A 25,018-nucleotide genomic window follows, 5' to 3' on the forward strand; every position below is an offset into this window, starting at 1 on the left:
GCTCCGGCGGCAGACATGGCCATCTCTGCCGCCCTCAGGCGGTGAGGCGGCCGTCGTCGCCGGCGGTGACGCGGCCGGCGGCGGTGACGCGGGCCAGCGCCCCGGCCAGCAGCGGCGCCAGCGACGGCGTGCGGCGGCGGTAGCCGAACACCTCGGCGGTGCGCAGGAACAGCTCGTCCTGGGTCAGCCCGCCCGACGCGCGGCACAGCGCGACCATCGCGTTGCCGACCTCCTGCACCGGCACCTGCTCGAGCGGGCGCGCGGTGCTGGTGGCCTGGCGGCGGAACGCGGTCCAGGTCTCCCGGTCCAGCGTCTCGGGCCAGACGACGTCGCCGTCGAGCGAGCCCTCGGGCAGCAGGGCCAGCAGCGCGTCGCGGCGGGCCTCGCTCACCCGGGTCAGCCCGAACGCGCCGGCGGCCAGCCGGACGAGGCGGTCGCGGTGCACCGGCCCCTCGGCCCTGACCCCGGCGGTCAGGACGCGCTTGACCAGGCGGGCGTTGCGCGGGTCGGCCAGGCCGTCGAGGACCTTGCGGTCGCCCGCGGGCTTGGGCGCCCACGCGCGGAAGCGCAGTTCCTGCGTGGGCTCCTCGACGGGGTCGGGGACGACGGTCAGCGGCACGGGCGTCACCGGCGTCGTCACCACCGGGGCCTCGACCGGCGCGTGCCGCGGCACCGGCAGCGCGGTGACCGCGGCGGACACCATCGAGCGCAGCGTCGGCAGCCCGCGCGGCTCGGGGTCGGTCTCCGGCTCGGCGGCGGGCTCCGGCTCCGCCTCGGCGACGGGGAGCTCGACGACGGGGGCGGCGACGTCGTCCACCACGGTCAGCGCGGCGGCCGGGGGAGCGGGCGCCGGCTCGGGGACCGCGGCCACGGCGGCGACCAGGCGGTCGAGGACGGCGTCGCGTTCGCGCAGCCACGAGGGCAGCCACACCCGCTCGACCGCGGGCCAGCCGAGCATCCCGGACAGCACCTCGACCGGGAGGCCGTCGCGGTCGCCGACGGTGCGGCGGCGCGCCCACTCGGGGCCGTCGAGCAGCACCGCCACGACCGGGCTCTCCGGCGCGGAGGGCCGGGCCACGGACAGGTCGACGCGGAACTCCGACAGCCCGACGTCGGTGCGCACCGCCAGCCCCCGCTCGCGCAGCGCCGCGGCGATCTCCTCGCGGTGCCGGTCGGGAACGGACGGCCGCCGGGCCTCGCGGGGCAGCGCGTCGGTGCCGAGCGCGGCCAGGTCGAGGTAGGCGCGCAGGTGCTTGATGCCCAGCGACGACGTCTGCTCCGCGCGCAGCGCCGAGGGGTCGAAGGAGGAGAAGACGACGACCTGCCGCCGGGCGCGGGTGATCGCCACGTTGAGCCGGCGCTCGCCGCCCACCCGGTTGAGCGGGCCGAAGTTCAGCGGCAGCACGCCGCGGTCGTCGGGGCTGAAGCCGGTGGAGAACAGCACGACGTCGCGCTCGTCGCCCTGCACGTTCTCCAGGTTCTTGACGAACAGGCCCTCGCCGTCGGTGCGGTCCAGCGCCTCGGCCAGCCGTTCGTCGCCGGCGTCGCGCAGCAGCGACTCGATGTAGGCCCGCTGCTGGGCGTTGAAGGTGACCACGCCGATCGACGGCACCGCGTCCGGCGAGGCGTCGAAGCGGCGGCGGACCTCGGCGACGACCGCCTTGGCCTCCATCGGGTTGGTCCGCAGCAGCCGGCCGGCGCCGGCGCGGTGGAAGGTGCCCTGCACCCGGACCAGCGAGATGCCGCGGCCGTCGACGTCGGCCGAGGGCCGCCCGTGGGTGGGCGCCGGGAACGACGACAGCCGGTTCTCGTAGTAGTGCGCGTTGCTGAAGGCGATCAGCGACTCGTCCTGGCTGCGGTAGTGCCAGGACAGCCAGTGCCGCGGCACCCGCGCCTGCACGCACTCGGAGAGGATCGACTCCTCGTCCTCGACGGCGGTGCCGAGCAGCTCGGCGAGCTCGTCGTCGAGGACGGAGACCGGCTCGGCGAACGATGTCGGGGGCATCTGCTCGCTGTCGCCGACGACCACGGCCGCCTTCGCCCGGCCCAGCGCGCCGACGGCGTCGGCGACGCGGATCTGCGAGGCCTCGTCGAAGACCACCAGGTCGAACAGCCCGGCCTTCGCCGGGAAGAACCGCGCCACCGAGTCGGGGCTGACCAGCACGCACGGCATGACCCCGGTGACCAGGTCGCCGTACTCGGCCAGCAGCGCGCGCACGCCCGGCCCGCGGCGGGAGCGGCCGAGCTCGCGCTGCAGGGCGCCGAGCCGGTCCTCGGCGTCGCCGAGGTCCCGGCCGGCGAGCACCTCGGCGGGCAGCGCGGCGGTCAGGTGCCGGCGCACCGCCCGGGAGGCGGCGGTGAACCGGGTGATCGCCTTGCCGTGCGCGGCCTCGTCGAAGCCGTCCAGCCCGGTGGCGGCGCGGCGCTCGGCCGTCGACGCGGCGGCCAGGCCGTGCTCGAACGCGCGCGGGGCGTCCTCGGCGGGCAGCCGGCCGGACACCAGCGCGGCGCGGGCCTCGGTCAGCCCGGCGGCGCGCAGCGGCTCCAGGGTGTCGAGGAACTCCGCCCAGCGGCGCAGCGAGATCAGGCCGCTGTGCTCGACGCCGCGCTCGGGGCGGGTCATCGCCCAGCGCAGCACCACGCCGTCGTCGCCGCACCAGGCGGCCAGCGCGGCCGGGGTGCTGGAGCAGACCCGCAGCAGCGCGTCGAGCCCGTCGCGCAGCCGGCGGACGGCGGTGGCCGCGGCGGCGTCCGGACCGGGACCGGCGACGACGTAGCGGCGCAGCGCGACGGCGAACTCGCGGGCGCTGTCGACGACCGCGCCGGCACGGCGCAGCCCGGCGACCTGCCCGTCGAGCAGCGTGGGGTCCAGCAGCGGGTTCCAGCCGGCCGGCACCGACAGCCCGGGGATCACCGAGGCGCGGGCGGCGATGCCGGTGGCGGCGGTCTGCAGCCGCCACAGCGAGGCGGTGAGCTCGGCGACGTCGCGCAGCTTGACCGTCACGCCCGGGCGCAGCACCGGCGCCAGTTGCGCCCGCACCGCGCGCAGCCCCTGCCGGCGGGCCCACCAGCGGGCGGCCTGCGCGGTCTGGGCGGCGACGTAGAGGTCGGCCAGCGGCAGCGCCAGCGCCTCGGGGGTCGCGAGCTCCAGCCCGGGGTGGACGGCGGAGGTGAAGGCGGCGACCTCGCCGAGCACCGTCGTCGTCGCGGTCGTCCAGCGCTCGGTCGGCACCTCGTCGAGGACGTCGAGGCCGACGGCGGGGCCGGACAGCAGGTGGGCGAGGTCGTCGAGGTCGCCCGGGGTGCGCACCTCGCGCAGCGCCCGCGCCAGGTGCTCCTCAGCCGGCAGCGCGCGCATGGCGGCGTCGACCTCGGCGGCCGCGGACTGGGCGGCGCGCAGGTCGACCCGCGCGGTGTCGACGAACGCCCACGGGTGCCGCGGCGAGGGGCGGACCAGGTCGGCGACGTCGGGCAGCAGCGCCAGCGCGCGGCGCACCTCGGCCAGCGTCGCGGCGGGCGCGGCGGCGGCGAAGGTCTGCGGCACCGGCAGCTGCGGGACGTCGCCGCCGAGCGCGAGCTGCGCGGTCCGCGCGGAGTAGTAGGACAGCCCGGCGGCGTTCGGCGCGTGCAGCCGGTAGGCGTAGCGGGCCAGCGTGCGGCGGGCGGCGCGCAGGTCGTCGCCGTCGGCGGCCAGGCCCTGCTCGTCGACGGCGACCGCGTGGTCCAGCGCCGCGCGCACCCGGGCGCGGACCTCCGCGGCGCGGGCGCCCCGGTCGTGCAGGTCGAGGGCGAACGGGCCCATGCCGACCGCCTCGAGCCGCCGGGCGACGACGTCGAGCGCGGCCCGCTTCTCGGCCACGAACAGCACCCGCTTGCCGTCGGCGACCGCGCGGGTGAGCAGGTTGGTGATGGTCTGCGACTTGCCGGTGCCGGGCGGGCCCTCGAGCACGAACGTGCGCCCGGCGACGCCCTCGGCCACCGCCCGCAGCTGCGAGGCGTCGGCGGGGACGGGGCAGCGGGCGGCCAGCTCGTCGAGGTCGACGTCGGCGGCCGCGGCCGGCACCGGGTCGGTGAACGCCTCGGTCGGGGCGTGCACGAGGTGGTGCACCAGCGGGTTGGCGGTGAGCTCGGCCCAGTGCTCGTCGAGGTCGCGCCACAGCCGGTACTTGGCGAACTGCAGGACGGCGAGGTCGGCGGTGGCCTCGACGCGGAACGGCAGCCCGGCGTCGGCCAGCGCCTGGCGCACGGCGGTCAGCGCGGTGTCGACGTCGATGCCCTCGCCGTCCAGCCCCGGCACCGTCAGGCCGTGCACCTGGCGCAGCTTCTCCAGCAGGCACCAGTTGGGGCTGGCGGCGGAGGACTCGTCGGCGGTGAGCCGGTAGGCGCCGGTGCGGCCGGCGGGGGAGAGGACCACCGGCAGCAGCACCAGCGGCGAGCGCAGCGACCGGCCGTCGAGCTCCCAGGCCAGGCTGCCGATCGCGACGTGGAGGTTGTTGGCGCCGGTCTCCTCGCGGACGGTCCGCGCCCGGTGCGCCAGCCCGCGCAGCCGGGGCAGGTAGCCGCCCTCGGTGACGTCGGCGTGCACCGTGCGGCGCTCGACCAGCGCCTCGCCGAGCAGGCCGACCGGTAGCTCGCGGGCCGAGCGCACGCCGCGCTCGACGTGGACGGCGGCCAGCCGGTCGCCCGGCAGCAGGGTGACGGCGTCGTCGCCGGCGAGCAGGTCGGCCAGGCCCGCGAGGTAGGCGTCGGGGACGACCAGCGGCAGGCCGGCGCCCTCGGTGTAGTTGATCAGCCGGTTGCGCAGGCTGAGGTCGAGCAGGCTGTTCTTCCACTGCTGCACCCGCGGCGGCACGCCGGGACGGCCGCCGGCGACCGGGGCGGCGTGCCGGCCGGCCGGGCGGGCGGCCGGGTCGTACTCGGCGGCGCGGTACTCGATGACCTGCACCGAGCCGTCCGGGCCGCGGGTGCGGGCGGGCAGCGGCAGGATGCCGTCGCGGCGGGCGCGGTGGACGTCGGTGACGCCGACGACGCGGTCCAGCGCCCCGGGCAGCCAGGCGTCGTAGGCGGCACGGTGCAGCCGCTCGGGGTCGGGGTCCTCGGCGCTGCGGCTGGTGAGCAGCGTCGTCTCCACCAGCCGCACCAGTCCGAGGTCGACCAGGTTGACCAGCGGCGCGACGTCGGTGGTGGCCGCGCTCTCCGCGGTGCGCTCCTCGCGCCAGTAGCCGAGGAAGGCGTGCCCCTCGGCCACCCACAGCAGCGGCCGGACGCCGGCGGCCTCGAGCGCGGCGGCGAGCACGACGACGGTGTCCAGGCAGGTGCCGACCCGGCCGTCGAGGACGTCGCCGGGGGTGCGCACCTTCTGGCCGATGTCGGCCCAGCTGGCCGGGGGCTCGCTGTAGCGGATGCCGCGGGCGCGCACGGCCGCGGCGATCGCGGCGACGATCTCGTCGACCCGCTCGGGCCCGGCCTGGTAGCCCTGCACCGACGGGTCGTCGGTGCGCTCCTCGAGCACCGCGGCGGCCTCGGCCAGCAGCGCGGTCACCGCGGGGTGGTTGGGCAGGACGTGCGCGGCGAGCATCTCCAGCGCCAGCGGCACCGGGGTGGCCAGCCACTGGCTGGCGGCGAGCACCTGCACCGGGACGGCGGTGCCGGCGACGTCCACGCCGTCGACGGCGACGTCGATCTCGATCGAGCCGGGCCGCTGCTCCTCGATCTGCAGCATCGCGGCGGGGTCCATGACCAGGCCGACGTCGCTGAGCACGGTGGTGGTGCCGGCGTCGAGGTCGACCAGCAGTTCGACCGGGCTGCCGATGGGGCCCTCGGCGTCCTGGACGCCCAGGCGCACGGTGGCGCCGCGGACGGCCGCGCCGTGGTTGGTGAACGCCAGCCGCGACACGACCGGGACGCGGTTGTGCGCGAGGGCGTAGGAGAGCACCGGCGTGCTGGTGGCCGAGATCGCCACGGCAGCCCGGACCCCGTCGTGCGGATGCGGGCGGGTGTCCGTGGTGCTCATGCCGTTCTGTCTACCGGTCCGGACGGACCGGTCCGGTCATCCGCGTGGAGCGTCTGGGGCGGGTGTGACGGGAGGGCCGAGACGTTGCCGGGCGGGCACGGGGGAGCGGGTCGGTGGCCGGAACGGGGTCGTCCCGTCCGTACGTTCGGCCGGGTGCGCACCGCTCCCGAGCCCCCGCCCGACGGTCCCTCCGACGGCCTCTCCGGGGACCTCTCCGGCGGGCTGCTCGACGGGCTCTCCGACGGGCTGGACACCGACCGGCTGCCCACCTCCTCGCGGCACCGGGCGGCCCGGTCGGCCGCCCGCCGGCGCTGGCTCGCGGTGGTCGGCGCGCTCGCGGTGCTGCTCGCCGTCGGCGGCCTGGCGGTGCTGGTCGCGCCCGCGGTGAGCGGGACGGCGGTGGACGCCGCGCCGCCGGTCGTGCGGACGCCCGCGCCGACCGCCCCCGTCGCGCGCCCGGCGTCGCCGACCCCGTCGTCGGCCGTGCCTCCGCCGTCCCCGACCTCCCCGGCCGCCGTCCCCGAGGTGGTCGCCGAGGTGGTCGCCGAGGTGCCGGCCGCCGTCCCGTCGGCGGCACCCGCCGCGACGACGACGGCCGTACCCGTCCCGGCCGCGGAGCCGCTGGTCCCCTGCGACGACCCGCCGGGCCGGGGCCAGGACGGCCGCGGCAACGACCGGGGCAACGGCGACCGGGGTCCGCGCTGCCCGTGACAGGCTGAGCCGGTGCCGAGACGGAGCGCGGGGGTCCTGCTGTACCGGCGCACGTCCTCCGTGGAGGTGCTGCTCGGTCACATGGGCGGGCCGTTCTGGGCGCGCAAGGACGAGGGCGCCTGGTCGTTCCCGAAGGGCGAGTACGCCGACGGCGAGGACCCGCTCGCGGTCGCGCACCGCGAGTTCGAGGAGGAGCTCGGCAGCCCCGTGCCGGCGGCGTCGCTGGTGCCGCTCGGCGAGCTGCGGACGAGCGGCAAGGTGCTCACCGTGTGGGCCGGCGAGGGCGACCTCGACGCGGACGCCGCCGTCAGCAACACGTTCACGATCGAGTGGCCGCCGCGGTCGGGGCGGCTGCAGGAGTTCCCGGAGATCGACCGCGCCGCCTGGTTCGGCGTCGACGAGGCGCGCAGCAAGCTGGTGAAGGGCCAGGTGCCCTACCTCGACCGGCTGCTGGACCTGCTCGCGGGCTGACCCCGCGCCGCTCGTCGGCCTGCTGCTGTCTCCCGTCCCTCGAGACGACGTCAGGTCGACGTCGTGCGCTCGGTCCCACGTCGCATCGGGCGGGGAGCCGGCACACGGCTGGGGTCGGCGTGACTGCTGTGCCCGTGTCGCCGGTCGCGTCCCGACGTTCCGGTACGGCGCTGCCTAGCTTGCTGCGACGCCGACGGAGACACCGCCGGCCCTTCCGAATCAGGGGACCATGACCACCTCTCCGTTCCCGGGTGCGCATGCGCAGCAGCCCGGCTACGCGGCCACGCCGTACTCCCCGTACGGCCAGGCTCCCTTCGGCCAGGCGCCGGCCTTCCCCGGCTACACCGGCCAGCCGATGCCGCCCGTCCCGGTGAGCGCGCAGTACCCCCAGTCCGGTCCGATCGGCAAGGTCCGCAGCACCGGCATCGCCATCCTGCTGCTCATCGTGACCTTCGGGATCTACAGCCTGGTCTGGTTCTACTGCGTGCACGACGAGATGAAGCGGCACAGCGGTCAGGGCCTCGGCGGCGGCCTGGCCCTGGTCATCGCGATCTTCTTCGGCATCGCCTCGCCGTACGTCGTCAGCAGCGAGGTCGGGAACCTGTACGCGCGGATGGGCCGCCCCAAGCCGGTCAGCGGTGCCACGGGGCTCTGGTACTTCCCGGGCATCTTCCTGGTCGTCGGCCCGATCGTCTGGTTCGTGAAGACCAACGGCGCGCTCAACGCCTACTGGCGGTCCCTCGGCGCCGCCTGAGCCGGACCGCTCGTCGTCGGCGGCGCCGTCCGCACCCGCGGGCGGCGCGGCCTACGCGTGACGAGGCGCCCCCAAGGCCCGAGGGCCGGTCACCACATCCGCGGGACCGGTGACGGCCGGCGCTTGACGGAGCTCACCCGGCGGGCCCAGGTGAGCGCGTCATCCCGCCAGGCGTCCTCGCGCTTCCGGCTGTCAGGTGCCTTCTTGAGCGGTACGCACGGTGTCTGCTCGATGAGGACCTTCACCGGGGCAAGAAGGTCTACTCGCGGATCCCCGCGGAGCAGCAGCCGCGCGGCGACCGTCTCGGCCCATGTCGTGCGCCGCTCTTCGCCAGACCCGGTCAGCCAGTCGGCCGCCCAGTCCTCACGCGGCCATGAGCGAGCGCGGGCCCCTCGGCAGAGCAGGTTGGCTGCAAGCTTGGTGCGCGCGGCGGGGTCGGTCTGCCCAGTGTCGAGGCGGGCCCAGCCGTCCCCCCATGGCATAGAGCCATCCCAGACGGACGCCGGCAGTCCCTGTAGTGGCAACACCCGGACGTCGACCCGCAGTAGCGCCTCGGCAGCCGGGATCAACGCCGAGCGCGACCGCGCGGCGGACATCTTGATCAAATCGGGGAACAGTTGCTTCAGTGACTTCACCAGCACCTCACCTGATGCGCCACCAGACTCACCCTTCCACGGGCCGGACCGCAGTGGGCACTTCCTCATGCTGGTGCCGCGCAAAGAGCCTCTCCAGCGTGCTGGGGATCGTCTCCCGCGAGTAAAGCCGCTCGACCGCCGCCCGGGTCATGACGCTCGGCGGAGTCCGTTGCAACACCCCGGCGAGCGTGGCGGCGAACGCCAAGTCCGGGGGAAGTACGTCCATGAGCACGAGGGCGGTGGGGAGGTCGAGCGGCGGGCGCCGATAGATCTCATCGATGGCCCTTCCAACCCAGCGGTCCATCCCAGTGCCCTCGTTCACCGCAGCGCAGTGGACCGTACGGAGGAAGGCCGCCGCCCGCTCCAGCGGCGTGATGTCCTGGTCCCGGCGCACGTACAGCCGGTAGGCAGCGCGCTCCCACTCAACCGGTCCCGTCCTGCGCAGCGCCTCGGCCGTCAGCTCCCCGGCCGGCAGCGACAGCGACCCGAGCCACTCGTGCATGGCCGTCGACAGGTTCTCTCCCGGCAGCGCGATGCCGTGTTCCAGCTGTGGTGTCGTGGCCAGTTCGGGGACCACCGAGTCCCACAGCCAGGCTGGTATCGGCGGCCAGCCGCTCCTAGCTGGGTCGGTGGCCGATTCGAGGAGCTTGGGTACGAGCAACTCTCGCGCCAGCTCGACCGCCCGCAACCGCAGGTCCAACGGGCTCGCGGCGCCGTCCATCAGACCGGTGATTTCCAGAAGTGCGCGCGCCGAATCGGCCGCCGCCATCACCCACTCCAGGGCACCGCCGAGCACCTTGTCGAGCTCTCGGCGCGCCGCGGGGTAAGTCATCGCCAACAGCTCCGGCAGCGTGTGCTGGTGCCGGTCCAAGACAGCCGGCGAGGTCAGCGCGGCGTGCAGCCGCTCCAACGAGGCCACGTATGCGACCACGTTCGATGGATGTGACCTCTGGAAGATCAGCTCCGTTACCTGCGACGGGGGACTGATGTGACGGCGCAGCCGCTCCAGCAGCCGTTCGGCTGTCTTGCTCCCCATCTGAAGTGCCGCGGGCCAGTGATCGAGCACCAGTGCAGCTGCGTCTCTTCCGAGGTCTCCAAACTCGTCCACGTCGTCGAGCAGTAGGACGGCTGCTGCGAGAGCCCAGGCTGGTCGATCAGCGGTGGAGTCCCCAACCTCGACGGCCAGCCGCTCAATACGTCGTGTCACCTCCGGCAACAGATCGGCGACAATGACCGTCTCGGCCAGGCGTGCCCATGGACCGGGGATTGGGGCGGGACCCGACCGCAGAGCCCACTCGTCCTGGCCGTTCCGTATCGGCTCCTCGTCGTCCGCCAGGACGGTGTAGCCCTGTGCGGCCAGCGCTCGCGGGGCGACCCTTCCCAACACTGGTACGCCTACGATGGCGGACGGCTCTGTGATTCCGAGGGGCCGGGCATCGAGTCGCTCGTACGTACTGAACGGCAGACGCCAGGCCGCGGACGGCAGCAACAGCCGGCCGACCAGGAACGCCCAGTGGGCCGGTGCCGAGACCTCCGTACCGACCACAGCCAGCGGGGCTCCACTGGTGAGGTAGCGCTCCACCGCGGCCAGGACCATCTCGCGCTGCCCAAGGTGGGCCCTGTAGAAGGCGGTCAGGCCGTCGTCGTCGAGTGGTCCGCGGTGGAGCGATGTGGCTGGATGGGGGCCGGATGCGGCTGTCCATACCTCGGCATCCCACAGGTCTGCGGGACGCAGGCCGTTGACGCCGACCGAGGACGGGTTGACCAGGAGGGCCGCCATCCGCAGACGCACCACGCTCGACGGGTCCGGAGGTGCTGCCGTCATCGCTCGCAGGCAGACCAGCCCGCCGTCACCCATGGGCGAGAGGCGCAGCCGGTACGGGCGAAGCACGCCACCGACCGGTCGGGGGGAGATCGACGCTGGGGGCACAGCTGACGCGGGGTCGTTGAGGACCTCACGCACGACTTCGACAGGCAAGTCCCGTGTGCCCTGTTCCAGCTCCCACTGGAGCGGAGCCTGCGTCCCCGGCCGCCAGTCGGCCCTGGCGACGACGTAGCCGTGTAGGGGATCACTCATCGATGTCGCTTCACAGGTGACGGCCGGTCGCGCTGCTCGGCGACAAGTCGACGGATCCGCTGGACGGCATCTCGGCGCCATTCCTCCTCATGGCGCTCGGAGTCGGAAGCAATCTCGGGTGGCTTCTTGGGTGTCTGTTCGATGAGTGCATGCACCAGGGCCACGACGTCAATCCGCGCGTCTCCCGGCAATAGAAGTTTGGCTGCCACGGCCTCAACCCGGAGCCTGTGCCGCTCTCTGCCGGTCTGCGTGAGCCAATGCGAAGCCCAGTCCTCTCGCGGCCATGCCCGTGCGCGCGCACCACGACACATGAGGTGAGCCGCCAGCATTGTCCTGATACCAGGATTGGTCTCGTTGCCATCAAGACGGGTCCATCCGTCCTCCCATGGCATGTCCCTATCCCAGGTGTACTGCGGAAGATGGGTCATCGGCAGCGCCCGGACATCTACTCGCAGCAACGCCTCGGCGACAGGTGCCCGTGCGGACTGCGATGGTGACGCAGATGCTGCGATCAAGAGTGGCAATAGCTGCTTAGGAGTGGCGACCAACACTTCGTCAGGGGCGGTCCTCGCCTCGGTTAGGGCAAGGGAACGCTTGGGAGCGGCAACCGGCGCCTTCGTTAAGAGAATCGGCACTGCGACGGCCCTCATCTCTGGATTGTCGACGCGCTGATGCCGCTCCAGCAGCTTTTCGAGCGTCTTTGGCGCCGCTTCACGCTGGCTCAGTCGCTTGACGGCATTCTGTGTCGTAGCGTCGGGGATGGGGTATCGCAGCAGCACCGCGCCAAGAACGGAGGCGAACGGAATGTGGGAGGGGAGCGCCTCCATGAGTATCACAGCTGTAACTGCGTCGAGCGGTGACGACCGCGGATAGGCCATCTCAGCCGCTTTATGAGCCCATCGGTCGATCGACATGTTCTCATTGATCGCCGATGAGTTGACTGTGGCGAGGAAGGCCGCGGCGCGCTCCAGCGGCGTGATGTCGGCTCGTTGGACGAATAGTCGGTAGGCAGCGCGTTCCCGTTCAACCGGACCCGTCCTGCGCAGCGCTTCGACGGTCAACTCGCCAACCGGCACAGACAGCGAGGCAAGCCACTCGTGCGTGGCCGCCGAGAGATTCTGCCCGGGCAGCTTCATGCCGTGCTCGAGCCGCGGCGTCTCGGCCAGGGTCGGCACCAGCGCGTCCCACAGCCAGGTCGGCACCGGAGGCCATCCTCGGCGGGCGGGCTCGGTGGTAGGGGCGAGCAGCCTCGGTACCAGCAACTCCTGCGCCAGCTCGACCGCCCGCAACCGCAGGTTTACCGAGCTCGCGCCGACGTCCACCTGGCCGGCAATCTCCAGCAGCGCGCGCACTGGGTCGGCCGCCTGCGTCACCTCCTCCAGTGCACTGTCGGAAACCTCGTCGAGCTCGCGGGGCGCCGCGGGGGGTGCCCCCGCCAGCGGCCCTTGAAGTGGATGCTTCGCGAAGTCCACGGGTGGTGTCAGCGCCGTCCGGACTGGCTTCACCCATGCCTGCTGAGCTACCACGCCGTCGGGACGACCGTCGGCATGCTTCAGGAGCTGCTCCGCGGCCCGCGACCCAGAAGCGGCGAGCTCTCGGACCCGTTCCAGCAGCCTGTCGAAGGTCGTCCCGGCGTCGAGGCCGGTCGGCCAGTGGTCGGCAACGACGGCGGCAGCATCAAAGCCGAAGGACTCGGGCAGATCTTCGTCCAGCAAGACCGCGGCTCCGAGGGCCCACAGTGGCTTGTCGACGGCCGTCGCGCCAACGTCCTCTGCCAGGGCCTCCACTTGTTCGGCCACCACGGGCAGGAAGTCAGAGGTGATGACCGACTCTGCTAGCCGCGCCCACGGTCCCGCGGCCAGCTCCGTGCCGTCATGCAGAGCCCAGCCGCCGTGGCTCGTGCGTACGGGCTGCTCAGTGTCATGGACGACGGCGAACTTGCTGCCGGGCAGAGTTGTGGCGACTCCGGCGTCAGCCGGCGGCACCCCGACGATGACAAAGGGCCAGCCGTTCGCCGTGCGGGCGTCGCGGAGTCGCTCGTAGGTGCTGAACGGCAGCCGCCAGGCTGAGGCCGGCAGGAGGAGCCTTCCAATCAAACCCACCCAGGTCGCCACCGAGGAGAACGACTCGTCTCCGACGATGACCAGCGGGCCGGCGTCACCGCGCAGATGTCGCTCGACCGCGGCTAGCACGAGTTCAAGTTGGTTCCGGTGAGCGCGGGTGAAGGCGTCCAGGGCAGCGTCGTCGAGCGGCCCGCGGGTCAGGTCTTGCAGCCGCTCGTCGAGCTGACTCTCCTCCGCTGCCCGAGTCCCCAAGGGCCGGAGCCACAGGTCGGCGTCCCACAGGTCCGCCGGCCGGATGGGCTTCTCCCGCTCATCGGTCAGTCCTCCGCTCGAGACCACCAGCCCGTGGGCGAACAGGTTGGGCCGCCCCGAGTAGTCCGGCCCGGCCGCAACGATGGAGCTCAGGCAGACGAGGCGCTCGGGACCGTCGAGCAGGTCGAGCCGGAGGCAGTGCGGCAGTGCGTCGACGTCGGCCTTCGACGCGAGCTCTGGCAATGCCGGCGGCACAAAGCCGCCGACATTGCGGGCCGCCCGACGGATGACGTCGTCGGATACCGAGTCGTCCTTGGCGACGGCCGACACCTTCCAGCCGGCGCCGATGTCGAAGGGGCCACGCCGGCTGGAGGCCGTGTAGGTGAACTGGGCGTGCAGCATTTCCGCGGCCTCAGCGCCCCGGCCAGCGGCTGGCGACCAGCCAGCGCAGCGGATCGGGCACGCGGAAGGAGGACACGCCTGCCTCCGACAGGGTCGCGCCGGCGGGCGAGTGACCCAACGCGGACAGCGCGAAGTACTCGACGCGCGCGAAGGACCCCTCGGCCAGGGCGAGGAACTGCATTGCACTGAGCCGCAGCAGGAGGCTGCGGGTCTCCTCGTGCACCTGGTACCGGTCGAACGGGTCAAAGGCCAGGGAGTCACCCGGCGTCCCGTCGCGCATCAACGCGGACCCACCGTTGAGGAGCCCGGACAGGTCGGTGCCGGGGGTGTCCACCGCCTCGTGGATTCCGTCGAGCTTGCTGACCGCGACGAGGAGCGGCATATGTAGAGGTCCTGGGTGGTTCGTGCGGCGCCGGATCTCTGTGATCACGTTGTTCAGGACGGTCAGCGGGTTGCCGGCCACGGGTGGCAATGGGATCTGTCCCTGGAGGAAGTCTCGGACGTCGGGGATCTGCAACGGGTCGAGCAGGAACAGCAGGGCATCGGTCCGTGACATGGTCGGCCCGTAGTCCGACAGGGCGCCTGGCCGCTCGACGTCCTCGCCGGCGACGTCGTAGAGCGCGAGGGTGCGTGCGCGGCCGCCCCAGTGGTCGAGGGTCATCAACATCGGAGCCAGCAGCTCGGGATTTGCCTCCACGGTGACCGTCGAGGGAAGGGCACGGCCGTCAGTGAGGAACTCGCGCATGGCGTGCAGGCGACCGATGGTGTGCGAATCCAGCGGTGTTGCCGGGGCGCCGGTCGCCGGACCCCAGACCTTCTCGATCCAGTCGCACAGCCGGACCAGGAACGTCGTCTTCCCCGTGCCGCGCGCGCCCACGACGGTGACGCTGACCGGGTCGGTGGCCGCCGCGTGGGATTGCAGCGGTGAGTGGCAGGCTCTGCAGACGACCTCGCGAGAGGGTGTGGCGCAGGTCGGGCAGGCCACGCTGTCCATCCCCGGTGCCGAGGAGGGGAACAGCGGCCGGTCCTCGGTCGTCTCGCCAAGGAAGCCAGACAGCACCGGGTCGAGCGCGGGCCGACAGGTCCCCGTACAGCGGAACAGCGCCGGCTGTGCGTCCTGGGTGGCGCCGCACGTCACGCAGCGCACCTGACCCGGGTGCAGGGGCATGGATGCGGCGGCGGGCAGTCGCGTCGCGATCGGCGGCGGGACGACGGCGGGCCAGCCGACCTGTGAGTGCTGGGCGAACAACCGGGTGTAACCCGGCACCTCGGGCGGAAGATCGGCGTCCACGGGCGTCCACTGGTGCGGCACCAGGGTGTTGGCCCGGATCCCGATGAGGTGCGGCGGGCGTTCCAGGTCCTCCCCATTGAGCGGCATCCGGTCCTGCCGGGTCACGAAGGCGACCCGGGCGTCGTCCTGCCACGGTCGCTCGACATACAACGACAGCTGGCGGCGACGACTCATCCGGCCGACCCGGTCGACTCGGTAGAGGAGAACCCAGCGGCCGGGATAGGTGACCACTGTCGTCGGGCCGTGCGTCCAGGCACCGCCGGACCGTACGGAGCCGCGCAGGTGCAGGTCGCAGCCGCCGACGGGCAGGTGATCCAGGCGCATCCCGCCCAGTCGCCGGTACTCCTGCTCGGAGATGCGCATCGCCGGTGTGCCTTCCGGGGGACCGCCGATGCCGCCGCGCTCCACCTCGACGAAAGTCGCGCCGACCGGCCAGGCAAAACGCAGGAGCTGCCAGCCGACTCGCTCGGTGAGCGTGACGTCGCGCGGCGCGCCGAGCAGGTCGACGACCGCCGCCGGCCCGACCGCCGCCTGGTCACCGATCAGCGTGACCGGCGTGTACGCGCGGCGGGCGCCCTCGGCCTGCCGGAACGGGATTCCCGGCACCATGGACACCGGCCCCTCTGCGAGCACCGGCTCACCCACCGGCCGTCCCAGGGGCAGCACGTCGAGCTGGCCGCGGCTGATGACTCGTCCGGTGGCGGCGTGCTCGGGCTTGTCACCGGCCTCGTAGACGACGACGGTGCCCAGGTCCGGAGTGGTCCACCGCAGCTCGACCCGCGCCATCGCCGTCTCGCCGGAGACGGTCGCGGCCAGGTCGGTCACCGGCTGCGGGACTGCCGGGATGGTGGCGACGGCCTCGATGCCCGTCGACAGGTGGGTGGCGGAGCCCTCCGTGAACTGGGTGAGGACGCGGTACTCGTAGCGGCGGCCGGGGAGCACGCCGGTGTCGCGGGCATAGGCGGGGGTGCCGACGATCTCCCGCGCGGCGTCGAAGGTGGGCGGCAGCGCCTCGTCGGGGAGGCTGCGCAGCACCCGCACCCGGCTGACGCCCTGGGGGGCGGTCCAGCTCAGCACCACCGCGTCGTTGTGGACGCTGACGTGCAGGTCGGCGACCTCGGGCACGACCCGGCCGGCGGCGTGGTGCACCGCCTGCACCGTCGGCAGGCTCCCGGGGGCGTCGGCCGAGTAGCTGAACACCGAGACGAACGGTCCCGTGCCGGCCGGGACGGACGCGCGCGGCTCGGTGGTCACCAGCACGCGGGTGCCCGCGCTCGGCCGGGGCGGGATGCCGGTGGAGGAGGCGACGAGCAGGTAGACGACGGACCGTCCCGAGGCGTCCACCACCGGCCAGGAGATGTCGACGGTCTGGTCGTCGATGCGGTGGGTGGACACCTTGTCGCCGCGGGTCGCCCACTGGTCGACGTCGTCGGAGAACGCCTCGGGGCCGGGCAGGCCCGGGTCCTGGGCCACCGGCGCGGGCTCGGGCTCCGGGGCCGGGACGGGAGCCGGGGGCGCCGGGGCAGCGGCGGCCGGGCGTTGCGGAGTGGGAGCCGGCTCGGGGGCGGCAACGGGCGCTGTGGCCGGCGCCGGGTAGGCGGGCGGCGGGAGCGTGCCCGCGGCGCTGCGGGAGGCCGCCTGCTCGGGGGACGGCCCGCGGCGGTGGCGCCGCGCCGTGGGAGGCGGAGGCGTGGCCGGCGCCGGCGGGATGCTGTCGACGACACGGCCGGCCGGCTGGTCGTCGACGCGGGTCAGGAAACCCATGGCGCCGCCGGACGCGGGCGCGGCGGCCGGGGGCGCGGGGGGCGTCCCGCCACCGTTCTCGCGGACCAGTCGGGCCAGCTCGTGCACCGACGACGGCGCGAGCGTGATGCCCTTGTCCCTCAGCAGATCGGCGAGCTGGTCGGGGTCCCCGACGCGCGACCGGGCGATGAGCAGCAACACGCCGTCGCTCGCATCGGGAGCGACGCCGTGCTGGTCACGCGCGGTGCGCAGCGCGCTATAGAGGGCTGACGCCACGGGGACTCCTCGTGTGGTGCGGGGACGGGACGGCGGGGGAGGCCGCCCCTGAGGGGACGCGCGGATGGGCCGGCAGCGAGCCCAGGCGGGCCGGCGCTCTGTCACACTGCGGCGGCGTCCGGCCGGGTGGCCGGGACACGGACGATCCGGATCCGGAGGGGGAAGCTACCCGATGACGGTGCTCATGACGGTCAACCAGCGCGAGCCGCTGCCGGGCGCCCAGTGCCTGGTCGAGTGGCAGGGGCTGCGGCCCGGCGACGAGGTCGCTGCACACCTGGTGACCGGCTCCGGACAGCACCTGCGCTTCCCCGACGCCGAGGTCCCCGGTCTGCGCCGCCAGCCCTGGGCCGACAACACCTGGCTGCTCGACGCCGGCGCGCTGCCCACGGGGTGGCAACGGCTGGACCTGGTGGTCACCGCGCCGGCGGCGCACCCGCTGTCCCTGTCGCTGGTGGTGCGCACCGGCCCGGGCGCCGGCGCGGAGGAGGCCTTCCAGCACCCCGGCCTGGACACCGTCGGGGGCACCGCGACCGTGGCGCTGAGCCTGGCGCCGACCGACACGGGCTACGCCGTCCTGCCGCAGCAGGTGCCCTACGTGCCCACTCGCGACCCGTGGCTGCGCGGCGGCGGACCCGCGCCCACGCACGTCGAGGTCCCGCAGGCCCTGCGCGAGGCCACGGCGCTGGCCGGTCACGCCGGCCTGGTCGCCAGCGGCGTCCCGGTGACCGCGGTGCTCGACCTGTCCGCGTCCATGCGCCCGCGACTGGTGGCCGGCACCGTGGCCAGCGTCCTGGGCGCCGTCCAGGCCCTCGCCGCGGCCGCCGACCAGCCCGCCGTCACGGTGGTGGCGGTCAGCGACCGCTCTGAGCCGCCGCGACAGCTCGGCCTGGCTGACGACCCCGAGGAGTTCCTCCGCGCCTGGACCGCCGAGATCGGCCTCCGCACCGGGTCCCGTGCGGTCACCACGGTCGGCGACGGTCGACCGGGTGTCGTGGTCACGGTGACCGACCAAGAGGGCGGGTCCGCGGCGTCCGGCTACCGCGTGGTGCTGGCCGCGCCCGAGCCGGGTCGCACCGTGGCCGCGAGCGGCCTGGGCACCGTCGTCGTCCCGGAGCCCCGGCCCGACGCAGCGGCGGTGGTCAGGGCGCTGGCGCACGCCTCACCAGCCTCCTGAGCCCGGCCGCGGGCCGGGACCGGCGAACGGGTCGGCCGGACCGGCGAAGGGATCCGGCGCCGCGAACGGAGCGCGCGGCGCGAACGGGTCCGCGCCGGCCCGCGGCTGGGGCAGGCCCGGCTGGGGCAGGCCGGGCGTCAGCGGCTCCGGCACCCGGCCCCGGACGCCGGTGACGACCAGCGCGGTGCTCCAGGCGAGCAGCGCGACCGCGACGCCGAGCAGCAGCCACCACGACGTCCCGACCTCGACCGCTGCGTCGAGGGCGTCGGCCAGGCCGGTGGAGTCGGCGAGCACCCGCAGGGTGTCGCCGACCAGCAGCGCGCCGACGGCCCACAGCAGCCACCAGGAGGCGCACCAGGCGACCGCGACGGCGGCGACCCGGCTCGGTCGGCGCCAGGCCAGCACGGCGGCGCCCAGGAGCACGAGGACGGTGACCCCGGTGACAGTGGCCAGGCCGAGGTCTCGGACGGTGAAGGACACCTGCCCGGTGACGACGGCCAGCCGGGTGTCGCGCAGGCCGGTCACCACGACGACCGCGACGGCGCCCAGGACGGCGAGGCCGGCGGCCGCCTCCCGGGCGCCGCGCACCCGCCACGGCGCGGCCGGCCGTGCGCGCACGCCGGCGGTGCCGCCGTGGCGGACGACCTCGACCACCAGCAGCACGACCAGGCCGACGCCGGGCAGCACCGCCCCAAACAGCAGGCCCTGCCAGGCCGGCCGGCCCAGCGCACCGGCCACCGCGACGCCGGCCAGAGCCCAGAAGACCGCGGTGGCCAGCCACATGAGCAGGAAGAGCTGACCGGTCAGCGCCAGCAGGTCCCACAGCACGCCGGTCAGCTCCTCGTGCCGATGCCGCGCGACACCGGTGCCGGCGGCTCGGGCTCCTGGGGCGTGGACGGGGTGAAGTGCGCGACCTGGTCCAGCGTGAGCTGGCGGGTGAGGTCGAGCCGGGCGACGAAGCGGTCCATGCTGCGGCGGCCGGCCGCCGGGACCACCCGCAGCTGGGTGGCCGTACCGGGGGGCACCGGGACGCCCACGGCGGCGAGCACGGTGGACTCGACCTGGTTGGCCAGCATCACCGCGCCGGTGGAGCTGAAGCCCTCCCGGTCGAGGTGGGTGGCGCTCCCGAGCACCGGGGACAGGAACGCCGGGCCGGACACGGTCTCCTCGCGCATGCCCGCAGTCACCGCCACCGTCGGGTGGACGACGGCCAGCGACCACTCCAGTCCGCGCTCCGCACCCAGCCGGGTGAGCCAGTCGACCAACCGCGCGTCGGCGGCGGCCGCGGCGGCGTGCCGGTCCCCGGGCGTGCCCAGTGTCCGCACCAGCTCGGTGAGCGGTCCCTGGTCGGAGTAGCCGGTGTCGCTCCAGACGGTGGTGTGCTCGGCTCGCCCGTACCGCTGCGAGCGGGCGGCGAGTGCGGCCTCGATGCGGGCCTGCAGCTGGGCGCCGAGCCAGCCGACGTGCACCTGGGCCCGGCGCGCCTCGTGCACCAGCTGCACGTGCTCGTCGGCCGAGAAGCCGGCCGAACCGACTGCCAGCGACAGTGGCAGCGTCCCGGACAGGCCGGTCGGGTAGGCGGACTCCTCGTCAGCGGTCCCGGCCGCGCCGAAGGGGTCGTGCACGACGCGGGAGAGCACCCGGGTCCACAGCCGGCTCTGCCGGTACAGCACGCCCAGCCGCTGCACCTCGCGTGCCACGTGGGCGACGTGCTTCTGGGCCCACTCCCGGCGTGCCCGCTGCTCGTCGCGCTCGTGCAGCCAGGTGAACAGCTCCTTCTGCCGGCGCATGAACACCAGCGCGGAGCTGGTAAACCACACGACCAGCAGGCCGACGCCGACGAGGCTGCCCACGAGGACGGAGAGCACCTCGCCGACGACCAGCCCGACGACCAGCAGCAGGGCGGCCACCACCGCGGCCAGGGCCCCGAGCACGAACCGGCGGGTGCGCCGCTGGGTCTCCAGGATGCGCGCCGGCGGCTCGTCGCCGCCGGTGTCCCCGGCGGTGCCGATCGCCTCGCTCAGCGTCCGGCGGGCCTGCTCGAGCTCCCAGGACAGCGACGAGCCCAGCGTCCACGTGAAGCTGCGCTGCTTGGCCATCCAGGTGCCCAGCGACCGCAGGGTGCCGTCGAGGACGGCGTAGCGGGACGGGTCGTTCGTCCCTGCGCCGGGCCGGTCGCGCTCGCCGGTCAGCAGCCGGTGGGCCTGGGCGGCGAGGTAGGGGTCGTCGGGGTGCACCTCGACGGCGCCGGCCTCCGGCAGGGCACCGACCGGCAGCCGGTGCACGGGCTCGGCCGGTGGCGGGACGATGAGCTCCGGCCGGTCGAGCACCTGCCGGTCCTGGCCGAAGTGGGGCATCCGCACGCTGGGGTGCACCGCCGACCCGTCGGCCAGACTGACGCCCACCGCCGTGACGTCGTTCCAGAACGCGCCGGCGTCGACCGTGGCGACCTCGCTGCCCGGGGACACCTGGGCCGACAGCCGCGTCGCCTCGTCGATGAGCACGCTGATGTCGTCCTCGTCGGCCGACTGCGGCGGACGGTTGGCCGGCCGGACGCCGAGCACCAGCACCTCGTAGCCCGACCGGTCGCCGAAGAGCCGGTCGTTGGCCCACCCGGCGATGGCGCCGGCGGTCCGGTGCACGAGCCCTTCGACCCACGCCCTCGGGGCGTTCCGGATCGCCGCCCACAGGAAGGAGAGGAACATCCGCACCGCCTGCAGCAGCCCGACGCCGGTGCGGGGAGCGGGCGTGAACGGCGGCGGGGCGGCGAACCGGGTCAGGCCGCGGTGCAGCTCCAGGACGGCGGTCGCCGCGGCCTCCGCGGCGGGCAGCGCCTGCACGTCGGGGACGTCGGTGAGCCGGTCCCCGCGGGGCGTGCGCGCCCGGGGGAGCGCCCCCTCGGCCCGGTACACCTGCTCGGACAGCCCGGTGAACACCGCCTGGGAGTCCAGGGTCCGGGCGAAGGCGCGGGCGACGGTCACCTGCGTGCCCGGCCAGACCTGGGTGCCGTCGAACGGCGCCTCGGCCATCGCGGTCCACAGCCCGGCGACGGTGGCCAGCCCCGAGGCGGCGTGCGCGGCGAGCTCCCCGGCCGGCACCGGCCGGCTCACCGCGGTCGGGCTCTGCCCGTCGCGCGCCTGCAGCAGGACGTTGGGCCGGGACCCGACGACGGCTTCCTCGGGGACGGGTGTCGCGCCGGTGGCGGGGACGAGCAGGTTGACCAGGGGCGCGTGGCCCAGGCCGATCCGCTCGAGGAGGGCCAGGGCCGCGGTCGTCGCCGGGACGGCGGGCCGCGGCGCGGTGCCGGCGTCGTCGGTGAAGACCTGCACCAGCACCACGCGCGCCCCCGTGATGCCAGAGACGGCCAGCCACTGCTCGGCCGGGGACGTGCGCGCGCCGTCCCGGTCGACGACGGTCAGCTGCGGCGGCCCGGACGGCTGGTCCAGGTCGATCCACACCGACGGGCCCAGCAGGTCGGCCGCCGTCCAGTCGCGGACGACCTCGCGGACGTCCGCCGCCGCGCCGCCGCCGAACCGGCCGAGGACGACCGTCGTGGGGCCGGAGCCGGGGGCGGTCACGCGCGCGTCCGGGTGATGCCGCTGGCCGCCTGCGGCGCCAGGGCGAGCCCGGTGTAGTCGGGGAGCTCCAGGTTGGCCAGCAGCTGGGAGCTCGCGGTGAGCAGCTGCGGCGCGATCTCCCAGTCCCGGGGCACCTTCCAGAAGTTGTGCGGGCTCACGGTGCTGAACTCCCCGCGCGGACCCGGCACGGACGCGTCCGGCGGCAGCAGGCTCGTGGCGTCCTCACCCAGCGACGCGCACCACTCCCGGGCCTCGGCCAGCCGCTGCTCCGGCGTCGCCACGACCGGGGCCTCCCCCCAGGGCAGCGCGCCGCTGCGGGTCCGGCCGTCCCGGATCCAGGTGAGCAGCGCGTCGTTCGGCTGCCGCTCGTCGGCCGACTGCAGGAACCGGCCGAGCTGGAAGAGGGCCTGGTAGGGCTGCAGCGCCGGCAGCTGGGTGTTGCCGTCGCACAGGGCGATCGCCAGGGGCAGGGACTCGACGACGGCGGCCAGCAGGCCCCAGCCGGGCGCGTCGCGGGCCGGGTCCTCGGCGCCGAGCAGCGGGTGCGGCAGCCGGGTGAAGGCGCGCAGCTCCTCCGACCAGACGGCGACCCCACCGTCGAGGATCGGGCCCTCACCGGGCACGAGCACCTCGCCGGTGAGCCGGCCGACCAGCCAGCCGGTGATCATCGACTGCAGCCAGGTGCGGGAGACCGGGGCGTAGTCGGTCAGCGACCGGCCGCGGCGCCAGCGCCAGAAGCTGCCGCGCAGCTGCGGCGAGTTCGACTCGGTCCACTGCTTGCGGATAGGCCGCTGCAGCGACGAGAAGACGACCGGGTTGTAGATGCCCGCGTAGTTGCCCAGGATGTCGATCCGGCTGCGGGACACCTCGGTCACCGCGCGGTGGAGCCGCTCGACGGCGTCGTTGTCGCTGGCGCCGCGGCGCAGCGCGTCGGCCATCCGCTCGACGACGTCCCGGTGCCCCGCCAGCGGCACCTCGCCGAACTGGTAGGTCACCTCGACCCGGACGTCGTGCACCGCCTGGACCATGCTGGTGTCCACGGCCACGAGCGGGGCGGCCAGCTGCAGGGCGGCCTCGAAGCGGTCGACGAAGTGGCGGGCGAGCGCCTCCCGCTCGTGGACGCCGGCGCCCTCGCGCTGGAGGTAGGCGTCGAGGCCCTGGGTGATGAACTTGCCCATCACCTCGTCGGCCCGGTTGACCCATGCGCGGGCGCCGTCGAGCACGGCCGTGTGGTCCAGCTCGACGCGGTAGGTGGCCCGGCGGGACGGGTTGACCGAGGCCAGCGCCTGCGGCCACCACTCCGAGCGGCGGCCGATGCGCACCGGCGAGCCGTTGGTGTCGATCCCGGTGAGCCGGTCGGCGGAGCGGACCCGGGTGCGGACGTCGGCGTGCAGCCACGTCAGCACCTCGAAGACGGCGAGCTCCTCGGCGCGCTCGGCCGAGGGGGCGCCACCGCCGGGGGCGAAGCCGTTGTAGTTCTGCACCAGCTGGTCGGCGAAGGACCGCGGGTAGGTGGCGATGTCCTCGAGAAGGACCTCGTTCTGCGCGGTGGCGAACCGGCCGGGGACGTCGTCACCGACCGGCCACTGCTGCACCTCGGTCGTCGCCACGGTCGACACCGGGGCGTTGCCGACGGTCGCCCGCTCGGCGGCCTCGAGCGCCTCCCGGGCGTGCTGCAGCCCGGTGCGCAGGGGCGGCAGCAGGTCGGTGCCGAGCTGGGCGAGCAGGTCGCCGGCCAGGGCTGCGCCCTTGCGGACGAACAGGTCGGCGAAGTGCTGCCGGATGCGGGTGGTCGCGCGGCCGACGACGCCGTGGTTGGCATCGATGGCGGAGGTGACCGTCTGCAGCTCGCCGGTGACGTCGGCGGCGATCTCCTGCGGGTGCAGGGTCGTGGCCGAGTTCCGGGTCAGCTGGTCGGCGGCGGCCTGCAGGTCGCCGGCCAGCGTCTCGAGCACCCGCTCGGCCACCGGCAGCCCGCGTTCGCCGGCGACCCGGAGCGCGGCCGTCTCCAGCCGCGCCTGGACGGCGGGCACCCACCGCACGGCGGCCTCGCGCAGCTCGGCCTCGGCGTCGCCCACCACCTGGTGGAAGGACGAGCTGATCAGGCCGGCCAGCTGCTGGGCGAAGTGCGCGCCCTTGGCCGCGTAGCCCGGCGCCATCGCCGGCGCCACGGTGGACTGGGTGGAGGTGGCCGCCAGGTTCTCGCGCGCCTCGGCGGCCCACACGTCGTCGACGAGGAACCGCAGGTAGCTGGTGTCCCGCAGGCGCAGGTCGGGCAGCCCGGCCCACTGCAGGAACTGCGGGTAGTACTCGGCCGCGGTGGCGGCGACCGCCTGCTGGGGGCTGCGCTCGCCGGTGTGCACGGTGACGTCCCAGTGGCCGCGCAGCAGCCGCTCGAGCCCGCGGCGGGCCAGCCGCTGGGCGGCGTACTCGGCGTACCGGTCGCGACCCAGGCCGAGGGAGGCGAAGCCGATGGAGCCGAAGACCAGCGGCTCCGTGGTCTCGCCCTCGGCGCCGTGGCGGGCGGGCTGGACGCTGAGCTGGGTGCGGTCCTGCAGCGAGGTGGCCGCGGACTCCAGGTTGCCGATGGCGTAGGCCTTGAGGCTGGTCTGCTGGGACTCGGAGACGAACAGCGAGGACAGCGACCGGGCGAACCCGCGGTAGACCGTGTCCGAGGCGCCGTCACCGAACCGGGCACCGGTGATGCCGTTGTAGGCGCCGACGGGGAAGGCGAGCAGCGGCCCGCGGCCGGGCTTCACCGGCTGGGGGACGCCGCCGTAGACCGACCACTCCTGGGGGGTCCACGGCGTCTGCCGGGCGGCCATTGACGACATGAGCTCGGCGACCGTGCCGAGGGCGTTGGCGTTCACCCCGGCGCGCCGGTTGGCCTGCAGCCGCTCGAACACGTCCGGCGTGTAGAGGAAGGCCAGGGCCTGCTCGGCGGGGAAGTTCGGCACCTGCCCGGCGACGGCGCGCAGCAGGTTGCAGACGTCGAGCGTCATGGACGCGCCGGTGCCGCCGGCCAGCGACGAGACGACGAAGACCAGCGTCCCCTGGGACGGCTTGTCGTCCAGCTTGAGCAGGTTCGTGAGCGCGCGCAGGTCGCTGTCGGCCGCGCCCTGGTTGAGCCGCTCGGCCACCGGCACCAGCCGGTCGTAGACCAGGCCGGCCCGGGCCAGGGTCAGCAGCCGGCCGACCGCCCGGTACTGGCCGGCGCCCTCGGTGATCGGCGTCGTCACCTTGCCCGGGTCGGGCCGCCAGCGGGCCAGCTGGCGCAACTGGCTGCCGGTGGGCTGGGACGACAGCGTGGTCTGCAGCGCCGAGTCGAGGACGGCGTAGCTGTCGGTGGGGTTGCTCACCGGGATGTACGTCCCGCCCTGCGCCGGCACGGTCTGCGGCAGGCCGGGGCCGACGCCGTCGGGCGCCGAGGGGACGTCGATGTGCACGAACTCCCAGCAGCGCGGGAGGTGGTCGGCGGTCCAGCCGACCGTGCTCAGCTCCGAGCGCAGCTGGTCCATGAGGAACTGCAGGGTCTTGCCGCCCGAGCCGCCCAGGCCGACGACGCAGATCTTGTACAC

General features: G+C 74.5%; 12 protein-coding genes. 4 read left to right on the top strand and 8 right to left on the bottom strand.

Annotated features, from left to right (window positions below; all coding sequences use genetic code 11):
- Positions 1–34: 34 nt before the first annotated feature.
- On the bottom strand, positions 35–6,013 hold the full coding sequence (locus tag ACI79B_RS08720; RefSeq protein ID WP_456926886.1) for a DUF4011 domain-containing protein: 5,979 nt from the start codon (positions 6,011–6,013) through the stop codon (positions 35–37).
- A 153-nt stretch (positions 6,014–6,166) separates the two neighbouring features.
- On the opposite strand from ACI79B_RS08720, the gene ACI79B_RS08725 reads away from it, so the two are divergent.
- The 3 genes from ACI79B_RS08725 to ACI79B_RS08735 all read left to right on the top strand — a co-directional run bounded on the left by ACI79B_RS08725 (position 6,167) and on the right by ACI79B_RS08735 (position 7,949).
- The gene (locus ACI79B_RS08725) at positions 6,167–6,724 is read left to right on the top strand and encodes a hypothetical protein (RefSeq protein ID WP_456926887.1); all 558 of its coding nucleotides are present in this window, start codon (positions 6,167–6,169) and stop codon (positions 6,722–6,724) included.
- Between the two features lie 12 nt (positions 6,725–6,736).
- Positions 6,737–7,195, top strand: a complete 459-nt coding sequence (locus ACI79B_RS08730) for an NUDIX domain-containing protein (RefSeq protein WP_456926888.1) — start codon at positions 6,737–6,739, stop codon at positions 7,193–7,195.
- Between the two features lie 229 nt (positions 7,196–7,424).
- Positions 7,425–7,949 (top strand): DUF4234 domain-containing protein, encoded by a 525-nt coding sequence (locus tag ACI79B_RS08735; RefSeq protein WP_456926889.1) that lies wholly within the window; start codon positions 7,425–7,427, stop codon positions 7,947–7,949.
- An 89-nt stretch (positions 7,950–8,038) separates the two neighbouring features.
- On the opposite strand, the gene ACI79B_RS08740 is transcribed toward ACI79B_RS08735, so the two are convergent.
- From ACI79B_RS08740 to ACI79B_RS08755, 4 genes are all read right to left on the bottom strand, one after another.
- Positions 8,039–8,584, bottom strand: a complete 546-nt coding sequence (locus ACI79B_RS08740) for a hypothetical protein (RefSeq protein WP_456926890.1) — start codon at positions 8,582–8,584, stop codon at positions 8,039–8,041.
- 28 nt (positions 8,585–8,612) lie between these two features.
- Positions 8,613–10,364, bottom strand: coding sequence for a hypothetical protein (locus tag ACI79B_RS08745; protein ID WP_457000111.1), 1,752 nt, complete (start codon positions 10,362–10,364; stop codon positions 8,613–8,615).
- A 293-nt stretch (positions 10,365–10,657) separates the two neighbouring features.
- Complete coding sequence (locus tag ACI79B_RS08750) at positions 10,658–13,378, bottom strand: GAP1-N2 domain-containing protein (RefSeq protein ID WP_456926892.1); 2,721 nt, start codon at positions 13,376–13,378, stop codon at positions 10,658–10,660.
- A gap of 10 nt (positions 13,379–13,388) precedes the next feature.
- Positions 13,389–16,688 carry a hypothetical protein gene (locus tag ACI79B_RS08755; RefSeq protein WP_456926893.1) on the bottom strand — a complete coding sequence of 1,100 codons (3,300 nt, stop codon included), beginning with the start codon at positions 16,686–16,688 and terminating at the stop codon, positions 13,389–13,391.
- A 172-nt stretch (positions 16,689–16,860) separates the two neighbouring features.
- Here ACI79B_RS08755 and ACI79B_RS08760 point away from each other — a divergent pair, with 172 nt between their 5' ends.
- Positions 16,861–17,862 (top strand): hypothetical protein, encoded by a 1,002-nt coding sequence (locus ACI79B_RS08760; RefSeq protein WP_456926894.1) that lies wholly within the window; start codon positions 16,861–16,863, stop codon positions 17,860–17,862.
- On the opposite strand, the gene ACI79B_RS08765 is transcribed toward ACI79B_RS08760, so the two are convergent.
- The 3 genes from ACI79B_RS08765 to ACI79B_RS08775 are packed head-to-tail and all read right to left on the bottom strand — an operon-like array spanning position 17,848 to position 25,018.
- On the bottom strand, positions 17,848–18,690 hold the full coding sequence (locus tag ACI79B_RS08765) for a hypothetical protein (protein ID WP_456926895.1): 843 nt from the start codon (positions 18,688–18,690) through the stop codon (positions 17,848–17,850). The genes ACI79B_RS08760 and ACI79B_RS08765 overlap by 15 nt on opposite strands.
- A gap of 5 nt (positions 18,691–18,695) precedes the next feature.
- Positions 18,696–21,440 carry a hypothetical protein gene (locus ACI79B_RS08770; protein ID WP_456926896.1) on the bottom strand — a complete coding sequence of 915 codons (2,745 nt, stop codon included), beginning with the start codon at positions 21,438–21,440 and terminating at the stop codon, positions 18,696–18,698.
- A complete protein-coding gene (locus tag ACI79B_RS08775; RefSeq protein ID WP_456926897.1) occupies positions 21,437–25,018 on the bottom strand; it encodes a tubulin-like doman-containing protein in 3,582 nt (1,193 codons plus the stop codon). Before ACI79B_RS08775 ends, ACI79B_RS08770 begins: the two co-directional genes overlap by 4 nt.

It is taken from the genome of Geodermatophilus sp. SYSU D00879 (assembly GCF_054050375.1).